Origin of the sequence: Vibrio sp. 779(2023) (assembly GCF_033344285.1) — a bacterium.
GTDB lineage: Bacteria > Pseudomonadota > Gammaproteobacteria > Enterobacterales > Vibrionaceae > Vibrio > Vibrio alginolyticus.
Genome location: NZ_JAWPOM010000002.1, coordinates 296,559 through 310,000 on the forward strand (window position 1 = coordinate 296,559; position 13,442 = coordinate 310,000).

Genomic DNA, 13,442 nt, shown 5'->3' on the forward strand with positions numbered 1-13,442 from the left:
GAATATGTCTGAAATGACGCCTCGCGAAATCGTTCATGAATTGAACCGCCACATTATCGGTCAAGAAAAAGCCAAGCGTTCGGTTGCGATTGCACTTCGTAACCGCTGGCGCCGCATGCAGCTTGAAGAAAGCTTGCGTGCCGAAGTGACGCCAAAAAACATCTTGATGATTGGTCCTACTGGTGTTGGTAAGACTGAAATCGCACGACGCCTCGCAAAACTGGCAAATGCCCCTTTCATCAAAGTTGAAGCGACAAAATTCACCGAAGTGGGTTACGTTGGTAAAGAAGTTGAAACCATCATCCGTGACCTAACAGATGTCGCTGTGAAAATGACGCATCAACAAGCGATGGAAAAAGTGAAATTCCGCGCAGAAGAACAAGCGGAAGAACGCATTCTTGATGCGCTACTGCCACCAGCACGTGATAGTTGGGGTCAATCAGAGCAAACGGAAGAGTCTTCTCACACTCGCCAGATCTTCCGTAAGAAACTGCGTGAAGGCCAACTAGACGATAAAGAAATTGAAATCGACGTAGCCGCACCGCAGATGGGCGTAGAGATCATGGCGCCTCCTGGTATGGAAGAGATGACTAACCAGCTGCAAGGCATGTTCCAAAACCTGGCAGGCGACACTAAGAAAAAACGTAAGCTGAAAATCAAAGACGCAATGAAAGCGTTAGCGGAAGAAGAAGCGGCGAAACTGGTAAACCAAGAAGAGCTAAAAGAAGCAGCGATTTTCAACGTTGAAAACAACGGCATCGTATTTATCGATGAGATCGACAAGATCTGTAAACGCGGCGAGAGCTCAGGCCCAGACGTTTCACGCGAAGGTGTTCAGCGCGACCTACTTCCATTGATTGAAGGCAGCACGGTATCAACCAAGCACGGCATGGTAAAAACAGACCACATTCTGTTTGTTGCATCTGGTGCATTCCAAGTGGCAAAACCATCTGACTTGATCCCAGAATTGCAAGGCCGTCTACCAATTCGTGTTGAGCTAGAAGCACTAAGCAGCAACGACTTCAAACGCATTCTGACAGAACCAAAAGCCTCTCTAACAGAGCAGTACGTTGCGTTGATGAAAACGGAAGATGTGGACATCGAATTCACAGAAGACGGCATCACGCAAATCGCGGAAGCGGCATGGACAGTCAACGAAAGCACAGAAAACATCGGTGCTCGTCGCTTACACACCGTAATGGAACGCTTGATGGATGAAATCTCTTACGACGCTGCGGAGCAATCTGGCGCTAAATTCGTTATTAATTCCGCTTATGTGAAAGAGCGTCTAGGCGACACGATTGAAGATGAAGATCTAAGCCGCTTTATTCTTTAACCGCAATCTATCCCACCAAAGCCCAGAACCTTGTTTCTGGGCTTTTTGTTTAGAATGGCGGTGACTTAGACAACATCTAAATCAAAAGCTCTCGTCATTCTAGCGAGCTCAAGCGAGACTAAGAATCTGGTAACAGCAGACGCCTATTCTTTCCCACTCACCTTCACCACCGCACAATCGGATGATCGATTCTGAATCACACTCGTTGTTCAGAATGACGGTGACTTTGACAACATCTAAATCAAAAGACCTCGTCATTCTAGCGAACTCAAGCGAGACTAAGAATCTGCTAACAGCAAACACCTACTCTTTCTCTCTCACCGTAACCACCGCACAATCAGATGATAGATTCTGAATCACACTCGTTCCTCGCTGTTCAGAATGACGGTGACTTAGACAACATCTAGACCAAAAACTCTCGTCATTCTAGCGAGCTCAAGCGAGACTATGAATCTGCTAACAGCAAGCTCCTATTCTTTCCCACTCACCTTAACCACGGCACTATTGGGACGATAGATTCTGAATCACACTCGCTCCTCGCTGTTCAGAATGACGGTGACTTTGACAACATCTAAATCCAAAAGATCTCGTCATTCTAGCGAGCTCAAGCGAGACTAAGAATCTGGCAACAGCAGACGCCTATTCTTCCCCACTCACCTTAACCACCGCACAATCGGATGATCGATTCTGAATCACACTCGTTGTTCAGAATGACGGTGACTTTGACAATACCTAAATCAAAAAAGATCTCGTCATTCTAGCGAGCTCAAGCGAGACTAAGAATCTGGTAACAGCAGACGCCTATTCTTTCCCACTCACCTTCACCACCGCACAATCGGATGATCGATTCTGAATCACACTCGTTGTTCAGAATGACGGTGACTTTGACAACATCTAAATCAAAAGACCTCGTCATTTTAGCGAGCTCAAGCGAGACTAAGAATCTGCTAACAGCAGACGCCTATTCTTTCCCACTCACCTTCACCACCGCACAATCGGATGATCGATTCTGAATCACACTCGTTGTTCAGAATGACGGTGACTTTGACAACATCTAAATCAAAAGACCTCGTCATTTTAGCGAGCTCAAGCGAGACTAAGAATCTGCTAACAGCAGACGCCTATTCTTCCCCACTCACCTTAACCACCGCACAATCGGATGATCGATTCTGAATCACACTCGTTGTTCAGAATGACGGTGACTTTGACAATACCTAAATCAAAAAAGATCTCGTCATTCTAGCGAGCTCAAGCGAGACTAAGAATCTGCTAACAGCAAACGCCTTTCTTTCCCACTCACCTTCACCACTGCACAACCGGATGATAGATTCTGAATAACCCTTTGACTTCTAGTTGAGTTGTTTTAGGTCAATAGCGTATCTGCCTCTTTGTGCTTATACTGGGCACATTGGTTACTAGCACGAAATTTCCATGAAACAATCTCTACAGATCTGGCTTGAAGCCGCTCGTCCAAAAACATTACCTCTGGCATTGGTCTCTATCTTAACAGGTAGCGTGCTCGCGTACTCGGCGGGTCATTTCTCACTGACGATTGCCATCATGGCTTTCGTAACCGCGACATTGCTGCAAATTCTGTCCAACCTGGCAAACGACTATGGCGATGCCGTTCAAGGTACAGATAACGACAAACGCCTCGGTCCATTACGAGCGATGCAGTCTGGCGCGGTAAGTGCGAAACAGATGAAACACGCGATTATCTTTAACATCGTTCTGACCGCAATCTCAGGCTTGGTTTTAGTTTTCTATTCACTAAGTTCACTGGAAAGCATTGTCACTTTTATCGGGCTGGGAATTTTGGCCATTCTCGCAGCCATTGCTTATACCATGGGTAGCAAACCATACGGTTACGTGGGGCTTGGCGATATATCAGTGTTCTTGTTTTTTGGTTTACTCGGCGTATCCGGTACCTACTTCTTGCATACCGGTCACGTAGACACCACGCTATTCTTACCTGCTTTAGGCTGCGGTTTACTCGCCGTTGCAGTACTCAATATCAACAATATGCGTGATATAGAGAACGACCGAGAGTGTGGTAAACGCACGGTGGCGGTACGCTTAGGTCAACGTAAAGCCAAACAGTACCACTTTATTTTACTTGGCGGAGCTATCCTTGCCTTTGCGGCTTACTTGTTAATTCAAGACAAACCCGTTTGGATTAGCTTGCCATTCTTACTTAGTATTTATTTCGTGGCCGATCATGGTAAAGCGGTTTGGCATACACAAAAGCCTGCTCAAATAGCACCAATGATGCCAGTCATCGTGAAATGCTCTCTAGTCACCAACGTTTTGTTTGCAACAATTGTGGTAGCTCAAACTCTAGTAAGTTAAAAAAGGATTGTCATTGCATTGACTTAATGCCTAGATATACTCAAAGACAACCAATTTCTGTTTAGAAAGGTACGCTATGGAATACAATACCTCAGCACTCTGTGATATCTACCTCGATCAGGTAGATGTGGTTGAACCAATGTTCAGTAACTTTGGCGGTCGCGCTTCATTTGCCGGGCAAATCACCACCATCAAGTGTTTTGAAGATAATTCGTTGATCCGCGAGACATTAGAGCAAGATGGACTTGGTCGCGTTTTGTTAATTGACGGTGGCGGTTCCCTACGTAAAGCCCTTATCGATGCAGAAATCGCAACCATTGCGGAAGAAAACGAGTGGGAAGGCATTGTCGTTTACGGCTGTGTTCGTGAAGTAGATGAACTTGAAGATATGAACTTAGGCATTCAAGCCCTCGCTTCTATTCCTGTTGGAGCGACAAGTCAGGGTATTGGCGAATTGGATGTACCAGTCAACTTTGGCGGCGTTAGCTTCCTTCCAGAAGATTACATTTATGCTGATAGCACCGGAATTATCCTGTCGCCTGAACCATTGAATATTGATTTAGAGTTGGATGAAGAAGCATAGCGAGTCTTAGGTGTCTAAGTTATAGGGTCTTCTCTTAGCTATCAGCGCCTAGCCTTGTCTTAACATTTTCTACTTCCCTAAAATACAAACACCCGCTTAACGCGGGTGTTTTTAATTTGGAATGAAGAAGCCGAATTATTCCACTTCGTCCATTTTGCCAAGTAGTGCACGAATGCGCTCTTGCCATTGTGCGTGCTCTTGCTGTGCTTGTTGTGCTTTTTGCTCTAGCTCTTCACGTTGAGAGCGAAGCTCGTTAGCTTCTTCCGCAAGTTTAGCTTTATCTTCTTTCAGCTCTTCGACTTCCATCTGAAGAAGAGTGATTGTGTCAACTGCAGTTTGAATTTTAGATTCTAGTTGTTCTAGTACTTCAAAAGACATCTTGGCCTACCTATGTTATTCCGTTGGGACGATGTGCGAGATTGATGCACACCTAACCTATATAAGGTTCATTCTACTCAGCGTCGCGATGAGAAACACTCACTATATTCGATATTTTGCATCATTCGGTCAAAAAATCAGCGCAATCTCACTAAACGCTGACTTTTCTTGTCGCCGAAGCATTTTTGAGCAAGGATTTTGCGTCCCGCTACTCTGAAAATCGCCCTAAGTATTGATCAAATTCAAGTTAGATAAAGTAAAAGCCTCGCAAAAAGGCAAACGTTTACTCGACCTTGTGATAGAATCGCCGCGCAAATTCTTCTTCCCTCTTGCTTACTTGGAGACATCATGAAACGCGATTTAGCAATGGCATTTTCCCGTGTGACTGAAGGTGCAGCTCTGGCTGGTTACAAATGGCTTGGCCGTGGCGATAAAAACGCAGCCGATGGCGCAGCTGTTGAAGTTATGCGCACGCTACTGAACAAAACAGATATCAGTGGTGAAATTGTCATTGGTGAGGGTGAAATCGATGATGCGCCAATGCTGTACATTGGTGAGCAAGTGGGTATTGGTGGTGATGAAGTAGATATTGCAGTCGACCCGATTGAAGGAACGCGTATGACGGCAATGGGACAATCGAACGCACTAGCCGTACTTGCCGCAGGTGAGAAAGGCAGCTTTCTTAAAGCGCCAGATATGTACATGGAAAAACTGGTTGTTGGCCCTGGTGCAAAAGGCGTAATTGACTTAGAAAAGCCGTTAAAAGAAAACCTAGAGAACGTAGCAAAAGCCCTGAACAAGCCACTTGATACCCTAGTCGTTATTACCCTTGCGAAACCTCGCCACGATAACGTTATTGCAGAAATGCAAGCAATGGGCGTGCGTGTCTTTGCGGTGCCTGATGGTGACGTGGCTGCCTCTATTCTAACTTGTATGCCAGACAGTGAAGTGGACATGATGTACTGTATTGGCGGTGCGCCAGAAGGGGTTGTATCAGCAGCGGTAATTCGAGCGCTAGACGGTGACATGCACGGTCGCCTGCTTCCTCGTCATGAGGTAAAAGGCGATACTGAAGAAAACCGCATTTACGGTGCAGATGAACTAAAACGCTGCGATGAAATGGGCGTAAAAGCGAATGTTGTCCTCAAAATGGAAGACATGGCTCGTAGCGACAATGTGGTATTTTCAGCTACAGGCATCACTAAAGGTGACTTGCTGGAAGGTATCTCTCGTCAAGGCAATATAGCGACCACAGAAACGCTGCTCGTGCGCGGTCGATGCCGTACTATTCGTCGCATTAAGTCGACTCACTACCTAGATCGTAAAGATCCAGAAGTGCGTGATATTATTCTTTAAGCATTTCTCGAGGCTCTCGCTCAATCTGAGTGTGAGCCTTTCTTTTCGCACAACCGGACAATAGATTCTGAATCACACTCGTTCCTCGTTGTTCAGAATGACGGTGGCTTTAATTAGCCCTAAATCAAAAGAATTCGTCATTCTAGCGAGCCCCAGCGAGACTAAAAATCTAGTAGTAACAAGCTCCTATTCTTTCCTGGTCACCTTAACCACTGCTCAACCAGAAGATGGATTCTGAATCACCTCGTTCCTCGCTGTTCAGAATGACGACATATATTGGCTCATATGAACATAGCCCCTACAAATCCACACTCAAATTAAGTCAACACTTTTCTTTACTAACCCTATCGCGCATAATATGTACTGACGTATAAATGGTGGGTATATGAAGACCGTAGATAGGATATTGCAAATCGTTAAGCGTGATGGCTCCGTCACTGCAAAACAACTCTCTTCTGAGCTAGGTATGACAACCATGGGGGCTCGTCAGCACCTACAAAGTTTAGAAGATGATGGCATTCTTTCTATCCATGACGTAAAAGTGAAAGTTGGTCGCCCTGCTCGTCATTGGTCTCTCACTCAAAAAGGTCATGAGCAATTTGCTGACCGTCACGGTGAGTTGACCATTCAGTTTATAGAAGCTGTCGAACATATCTTTGGCAAAGATGGACTGGAAAAAGTCACATCAGAAAGGGAAAAACTCACGTTACAAAGTTATCGTCAGCATCTTGAGCAATGCGACTCTCTGCAAAGCAAACTAGAAACACTTGTCACATTAAGAGAGCAAGAAGGCTATATGGCCGAGCTCGAGAAAGATGAGAACGGATTCATCTTGATCGAAAATCACTGTCCGATTTGTAAAGCCGCAACTCGCTGCCCAAGCTTGTGCCAATCAGAATTAAGTGTCTTTCAGTCTTTACTTGGACGTGACACCAAAGTAGAGCGTACCGAACACATCATTAGTGGCCAAAGACGCTGCGTTTACCGCATCCAACAACTGCAGTAACCACCACAACCAAACATCGACATGCCGCACTTATTCAATCTCAAGCTTGAAAGCTTCTCTTATAAGTGAGACGGCTGAAGAATTCATCCTCTCTCCTCTTTCTAGTGGTATAGGCTTTTAGTAACTAAAGGCAACTTCCATATGGATTTGGAGAGCATCGATGTCTAATCTACGTCATATCCCATCCCAAACGCTTCCTCCATTCGATGAAATGGTTCGAATGGCAGAGCGAGACCCAGAAGCTTTTGAGCAATTTCGTCATGAGATGGCGAAAGAGATGATCGAGAGCGCATCAGAAAATATGAAAGAAAGATTGTGGGCTCAACAAAGCCACATTGATAGAGTCATCAGCACGTGTAAAAACCCTCATCACACCAATGTGGTATTGATGAACGAGTTGCAAAAACAGGTCGTGAAGTTCAAAGCAGCGCTACAAGGGGAAGCCGCACCAACACAAAAAGCGGATGTGGTTAGCTTAAATGCGTTTAAAGATAGGGATGATTTTTACTGATACTCAGTAGATAGATCGAGAAAGTTAGGGTTCGTTTCTCTTACCAAGGCTAACTTCCACTCACGCTTCCACTGCTTGAGCTGCTTTTCTCGGTTTATAGCATTAGCCATATCGTCGAATAACTCAAAGTAAACGAGCTTATGAACGTTGTATTTCTTAGTAAATCCTTCCACTACTCCATTTTTATGTTGCCATATTCTTTGGGGCAGCTGACTGGTAACACCTATGTAGAGAACGGCGTTGTTATTTGACGTTAGGATATAAACGCAAGGTGTCTTATCGATGATTCATTCTCCTTCATTATTCGCTGTTACTTTTCCGTTGTAATTCGCAAGCTCAGGCAGTTTATTTCAAACTCGGAGCGCTCTGTGCGTAGATTCTGAATCACACTCGTTCCTCGCTGTTCAGAATGACGATGGCTTTCACAGTCTCTAAATCAAAAGAATTCGTCATTCTAGCGAGCCTTAGCGAGACTAAGAATTTGATAACAACAAGCACCTATTCTTTCGCGCTCACCTAAACCACCGCACAATCGGATGATAGATTCTTAATCACACTCGTCCCTCGCTGTTCAGAATGACGGTGGCTTTAACAGCCTCAACATCAAAAGAGTTCGTCATTCTAGCGAGCCTTAGCGAGACTAAGGATCTGGTAACAGCAAACTCCTACTCTTTCACACACAGCTTAACCAGGGCTCAAGCGGACGATAGATTCTGAATCACACTCGTCCCTCGCTGTTCAGAATGATGATGACTTTAACAGCCTCCAAACCAAAAAGGATCGTCATTCTAGCGAGCCTTAGCGAGACTAAGAATCTACTTTCAGCACGCACGATACTTGAGGCAATTACTCCGGCTCAGGGCCATATTGGTTTGGTCCTGATGTCCCCTTTAAGAGACCACATTCAATTAGAATCCATAAACCACAAATCAGAGAAATGGAAGCGACGAACATCTGTGGGGTCGACGGCTCTTGCGCGGCTGGGCTGGTCATTGGCGTGGCAATTCGTCCGATAATCAACGGAATATTCAGTGCTAGCCAATAGATCGATTTGTTGCGGTCGTGCCAACGCTTGGTAGTTATCGCCAAATCAGGGAGCAACAGAACCACCAAGAAAATAGGAAGAAGCACATAGGAGAGAGTAGGAAGCAGTTGGCTGATACCGGCACCAAAGCCTAGAATGGACACATAGTAAATGACGTTCCAAATCCAGTAGGTTTTACGGTTTATACGTCCTTGAAAAGAAAACAGTAACTCTTTAGTCGACATCAAATTTTACCCCAAAGTAGAAAGGTTATAGATTAGCCGAGTCGATATAGTTTGGAAAGGACACCGATAGCTTGGGTGCCCACAACGACCTTACAACAAGCAGAGCCGGGCTGAGAATTCGTAACAATAACCCCTCGCTATTCTCGGGCAATTCAGCGCAACCTAGTTCACGACCTTTTGGAAGCTATCTATATCCATGTCTCTGATATTGACCGTTAAACTGTGCACGTGACTAGCTTGCTCTTGAAGTGTCGCCATCAAGGCTCGTGACAGTTCTCGCTTTTGTTCTTGGGAGCGACCAGATAACAAATCAAAGTTGATATGGATAAAGTCGAGGCTATCACCCTCCTCTCCTATTAACCAATTGTGGCACCGGAGCGTTCTAGATTTCACTGACGCGAGTTCAAAAAGGCCACTTTCTAACGCCGTTTTATGTAAATCCTCCAGCAACCCCTGAACATTGACGCGTTCTTCCACCGAGTTTGAATACTCTAAAACGAGATTTGGCATTTTGATTCCTTTCTACAACAATTAATTCCAGCGCGTAGTAATACCAATCTCAGCAGCAACTTCCGAGGAATGAACTATCATTCTGTCTACGCGATCACCAATCGGTTGCTTTTGACAAAAATAACAGGATCGATGCTTGGTCGAATCAACAAAGAAAGCCGGACAAGACATGACGCCAATCATGATCTGTTCACATTATTCTGTTATATTCCTACGTAGATTTTTTACATTAATTGACTATTTACATTAAAGATAAGGGAGATATTCCTATGCGTCGTCCTGTAGTGATGGGTAACTGGAAACTAAACGGCAGCAAAGCAATGGTAACTGAGCTGCTAACTGGTCTTAACGCTGAACTTGAAGGCGTTGAAGGTGTTGACGTAGCAGTCGCTCCACCAGCACTTTACATCGACCTAGCAGAGCGCGTAATCGCTGAAGGCGGTAACAAAGTTATCCTAGGTGCTCAAAACACTGACCTAAACAACAGCGGTGCGTTCACTGGCGATATGTCTCCAGAAATGCTGAAAGATTTCGGTGCTACTCACATCATCATCGGTCACTCAGAGCGTCGTGAATACCACAACGAATCTGACGAGTTCATCGCTAAGAAATTCAACTTCCTAAAAGAAAACGGTCTAACTCCAGTTTTCTGTATCGGTGAATCTGAAGCGCAAAACGAAGCTGGCGAAACTGAAGCAGTATGTGCACGTCAAATCAACGCAGTTATCGACACTTACGGTGTTGAAGCTCTAAACGGCGCAATCATCGCTTACGAACCAATCTGGGCTATCGGTACTGGTAAAGCAGCAACCGCTGAAGATGCACAACGCATCCACGCTTCTATCCGCGCACTAATCGCAGCGAAAGACGAAGCAGTTGCAGCACAAGTAATCATCCAATACGGCGGCTCTGTTAAGCCAGAAAACGCTGAGGCTTACTTCTCACAACCAGACATCGACGGCGCTCTAGTTGGCGGTGCTTCTCTAGACGCGAAAAGCTTCGCAGCAATCGCTAAAGCAGCGGCTAAAGCAAAAGCTTAATCTCGTTTTTACTGAGAGTAGAAATAACAAAGGGATGCATCATGCATCCCTTTTTGTTTGCTTACGATCTAATGAGTTTTGTCATTCCAAGGAGTCTAAGCGACATCAGGAATCTACTCTCCGCACACACCCAAATCAAACCAGCAAAACAACAGAAATAATCTATAAGAGTCCCGTCATTCCGAGGAGCCTAAGCGACATCAGGAATCTACTAACCGTATGTGTCAAACCCAAAGTTAAGTAACGAAAAACGCCTTACATCAAAACAAAGAGCCTAATCGCACTTCCGATTATTCCCACTCAATTCCATCCAACTAACGAACTCTATTCACTTACCCTACCCTCAAGATTTAGTATTGACCTATGCTTGTTCAAGGAGGAGCAATCGACATGACAACACCAATATCAGACATCGCCAGTGTGATTCACCATGGTGGGAAACATACCGTCACTGGCTCTTGTCATGAATTGAAACTGCCACACGGCAGCATCTTGATCGATTGCGGACTCTTTCAAGGCAAAGACATCCATTTTGGCAACCGCAAGGCATCACTGGATATTGAATTTCCGGTTAAACACATCAAAGCATTAGTCCTGACTCATTCTCATATCGACCATATTGGACGCCTACCTTGGTTACTGGCTGCTGGATTTAAAGGTCCCATTTACTGCACTAAAGCAACAGCCGAACTGGTACCGCTCATGCTAGAAGATGGATTAAAGCTGCAACTGGTTTTGAACTTCCACCAGCGTCAACAAGTCCTCAATGTTATTAAAAAACAGCTAAGACCCCATGACTACCAACAATGGCTGCCACTTGGCAAACAATGTTACCTACGCTTTCAGCCTGCGGGGCACATTCTTGGTTCCGCTTACGTGGAATTCAAACTCCCCAATCATGAAATCATCGTGTTTTCCGGCGATCTAGGTCCGTCCAATACCCCACTCTTACCCGATCCGAAGCCGCCAAAGCGTGCCGACTATTTGTTCATCGAGTCCACATACGGCAACAAAGAGCATGAATATATTGTCACTCGAACTGAGCGCTTGAACGCCATTATCGATCACGCACTGCAAGACGGTGGTGTAATTCTGATCCCAGCTTTCAGCGTAGGGCGTACGCAGGAACTGTTATTCGATATTGAACAACTGATTCATCAACGCGACTTGTCGTCTTCTTTGCCAATTATCCTAGACTCACCGCTTGCGAAAAGAGTCACGAAGACCTACCGCCGTTTCAAAAAACTATGGGGAAAAGAAGCAAAGAAAAAGCTCAACAATCATCGTCATCCCCTCGCTTTTGAACAATGCATTACTGTGGAAAGCCATCGAGAACATCAAGCATTAGTGAACCGACTAGCCTCCACCGATGAGCCTGCGATTGTCGTCGCGGCATCCGGTATGTGCGAAGGAGGAAGAATCGTCAATTACTTAAAAGCACTCTTACCAGACGCAAGAAATGATGTGCTGTTTGCGGGCTATCAAGCGCAAGGAACCTTAGGTCGAGAAATCCAATCAGGCAGCCACACGGTGGATATCGATAACCAACCAATCGAAGCCAACGCACAGATCCATACCATCTCTGGATATTCTGCACATGCAGACCAAAGCGATTTATTGAAGTTTGTTACTGGTATTCCAGCACAACCAAAAGCCGTGCATTTGATACATGGAGAGAAAGAAGCGAAAAAAGAGTTAGGAGAGAAATTGGAAGCAGAGGGAATTGAGGTGGTTTATTGATTAGAGCGAAGTGAATACTTTAGTAAAAGCAAAGAAGGTCCTAGCAAACTAGGACCTTACCGGAGATTGATTAGTCGCTACCAAACAAGTCACGCGTGTAAACTTTATCCGCTACATCGGCTAACTCTTCCACCATGCGGTTAGAAACAATCACATCCGCACTTTGTTTGAACTCATTCAGCTCTTTAATCACTCGAGAGTTAAAGAAATCTTCTTCTTTGAGCACTGGTTCGTAAACTACGACCTCAACACCTTTCGCCTTGATACGCTTCATGATGCCTTGAATAGAAGAAGCACGGAAGTTATCCGATCCCGCCTTCATGATTAAACGATAAATACCGACAACTTTTGGTTCGCGCTTAAGAATAGCTTCAGCCACAAAATCTTTACGAGTACGGTTAGCATCAACAATCGCACCAATGATGTTGTTTGGTACATCTTGGTAATTGGCTAAAAGCTGTTTAGTATCTTTTGGTAAGCAGTAACCACCGTAACCAAATGATGGGTTGTTGTAATGATTACCGATACGAGGATCTAAGCCAACACCTTCAATGATCTGACGAGCATCCAAGCCATGAGCTTCTGCATAAGAATCCAGTTCATTGAAGTATGCAACACGCATAGCAAGGTAAGTGTTTGAAAATAGTTTTACAGCTTCAGCTTCTGTAGAGTCAGTAAATAGAACTTGAATATCTTCTTTTACTGCACCTTCAACAAGCAGACCTGCAAACACTTCCGCACGTTCACTTCGCTCACCAACAATAATACGAGAAGGGTGAAGGTTATCGTAAAGCGCTTTACCTTCACGAAGAAACTCTGGCGAAAAGATTACATTCTCACAACCAAGCTCTACTTTAATGCGAGCCGTGTATCCCACTGGTACGGTAGACTTAATCACCATCACCGCATCAGGGTTAATTGCCATCACATCTTTAATCACAGCTTCAACTGAAGAAGTATTAAAATAATGCGTTACAGAGTCATAATCCGTTGGCGTTGCGATTACCACATACTCTGCACCCAGATAAGCTTCCTGCTTATCCGTCGTTGCGTTAAAGTTTAGTTCTTTATTCTTAAGGAAATCCTCAATCTCAGTATCAACAATTGGTGACTGTTTTTTGTTTAGCAATTCAACCTTTTCGGAAACGATATCTAGAGCAACCACTTCATGGTTTTGAGCTAACAACATCGCGTTGGATAGCCCTACGTAGCCAGTGCCGACAACAGCAATCTTCATGAAAATCCCCTTAAAAATGTGACGTTAGAATACTCCTCCTCGCTGGTGACATCAACTCTAGCAACACTTCTGTGAACACTGCAAACTATAAATATCCTTTCACTAACTTTTTCATGCCTTAAATTTG

The 13,442-nt window shown here is 44.8% G+C and carries 13 protein-coding genes; 8 read left to right on the top strand and 5 right to left on the bottom strand.

Annotated features, from left to right (window positions below):
• Positions 1 to 4: 4 nt before the first annotated feature.
• From hslU to rraA, 3 genes are all read left to right on the top strand, one after another.
• On the top strand, positions 5 to 1,336 hold the full coding sequence (gene hslU, locus R8O70_RS03995) for an HslU--HslV peptidase ATPase subunit (protein WP_238970169.1): 1,332 nt from the start codon (positions 5 to 7) through the stop codon (positions 1,334 to 1,336).
• Positions 1,337 to 2,767: 1,431 nt separating this feature from the next.
• Positions 2,768 to 3,685: a 1,4-dihydroxy-2-naphthoate polyprenyltransferase gene (locus R8O70_RS04000; protein WP_169644247.1), complete on the top strand. Its 918-nt coding sequence runs from the start codon at positions 2,768 to 2,770 to the stop codon at positions 3,683 to 3,685.
• Between the two features lie 76 nt (positions 3,686 to 3,761).
• Complete coding sequence (gene rraA / locus R8O70_RS04005; protein ID WP_005379537.1) at positions 3,762 to 4,268, top strand: ribonuclease E activity regulator RraA; 507 nt, start codon at positions 3,762 to 3,764, stop codon at positions 4,266 to 4,268.
• A 135-nt stretch (positions 4,269 to 4,403) separates the two neighbouring features.
• Here the strand turns inward: rraA and zapB are convergent, their stop codons facing one another.
• On the bottom strand, positions 4,404 to 4,646 hold the full coding sequence (zapB, locus tag R8O70_RS04010) for a cell division protein ZapB (RefSeq protein ID WP_005379536.1): 243 nt from the start codon (positions 4,644 to 4,646) through the stop codon (positions 4,404 to 4,406).
• Between the two features lie 348 nt (positions 4,647 to 4,994).
• Here zapB and glpX point away from each other — a divergent pair, with 348 nt between their 5' ends.
• The 3 genes from glpX to R8O70_RS04025 all read left to right on the top strand — a co-directional run bounded on the left by glpX (position 4,995) and on the right by R8O70_RS04025 (position 7,519).
• Positions 4,995 to 6,002 carry a class II fructose-bisphosphatase gene (glpX, locus tag R8O70_RS04015; RefSeq protein ID WP_047101877.1) on the top strand — a complete coding sequence of 336 codons (1,008 nt, stop codon included), beginning with the start codon at positions 4,995 to 4,997 and terminating at the stop codon, positions 6,000 to 6,002.
• A gap of 385 nt (positions 6,003 to 6,387) precedes the next feature.
• Positions 6,388 to 7,008, top strand: a complete 621-nt coding sequence (locus R8O70_RS04020; protein ID WP_005379532.1) for a helix-turn-helix transcriptional regulator — start codon at positions 6,388 to 6,390, stop codon at positions 7,006 to 7,008.
• 160 nt (positions 7,009 to 7,168) lie between these two features.
• A complete protein-coding gene (locus R8O70_RS04025; protein ID WP_213877138.1) occupies positions 7,169 to 7,519 on the top strand; it encodes a DUF3135 domain-containing protein in 351 nt (116 codons plus the stop codon).
• Here the strand turns inward: R8O70_RS04025 and R8O70_RS04030 are convergent.
• The 3 genes from R8O70_RS04030 to R8O70_RS04040 form a co-directional block, all read right to left on the bottom strand.
• Positions 7,513 to 7,806, bottom strand: a complete 294-nt coding sequence (locus tag R8O70_RS04030; RefSeq protein WP_025768346.1) for a GIY-YIG nuclease family protein — start codon at positions 7,804 to 7,806, stop codon at positions 7,513 to 7,515. The two genes, R8O70_RS04025 and R8O70_RS04030, sit on opposite strands and share 7 nt — an antisense overlap.
• Before the next feature lie 559 nt (positions 7,807 to 8,365).
• Positions 8,366 to 8,788, bottom strand: a complete 423-nt coding sequence (locus R8O70_RS04035; protein ID WP_053303353.1) for a DUF805 domain-containing protein — start codon at positions 8,786 to 8,788, stop codon at positions 8,366 to 8,368.
• Between the two features lie 162 nt (positions 8,789 to 8,950).
• Complete coding sequence (locus R8O70_RS04040) at positions 8,951 to 9,298, bottom strand: 5-carboxymethyl-2-hydroxymuconate Delta-isomerase (RefSeq protein ID WP_017820736.1); 348 nt, start codon at positions 9,296 to 9,298, stop codon at positions 8,951 to 8,953.
• A 269-nt stretch (positions 9,299 to 9,567) separates the two neighbouring features.
• Here R8O70_RS04040 and tpiA point away from each other — a divergent pair, with 269 nt between their 5' ends.
• Positions 9,568 to 10,338 (top strand): triose-phosphate isomerase, encoded by a 771-nt coding sequence (gene tpiA / locus R8O70_RS04045; protein ID WP_033905991.1) that lies wholly within the window; start codon positions 9,568 to 9,570, stop codon positions 10,336 to 10,338.
• Between the two features lie 390 nt (positions 10,339 to 10,728).
• The gene (locus tag R8O70_RS04050; RefSeq protein ID WP_258624990.1) at positions 10,729 to 12,078 is read left to right on the top strand and encodes an MBL fold metallo-hydrolase RNA specificity domain-containing protein; all 1,350 of its coding nucleotides are present in this window, start codon (positions 10,729 to 10,731) and stop codon (positions 12,076 to 12,078) included.
• A 70-nt stretch (positions 12,079 to 12,148) separates the two neighbouring features.
• Here R8O70_RS04050 and R8O70_RS04055 read toward each other — a convergent pair whose 3' ends face one another.
• Positions 12,149 to 13,315: a nucleotide sugar dehydrogenase gene (locus tag R8O70_RS04055; RefSeq protein WP_258624994.1), complete on the bottom strand. Its 1,167-nt coding sequence runs from the start codon at positions 13,313 to 13,315 to the stop codon at positions 12,149 to 12,151.
• Positions 13,316 to 13,442 lie beyond the last annotated feature (127 nt).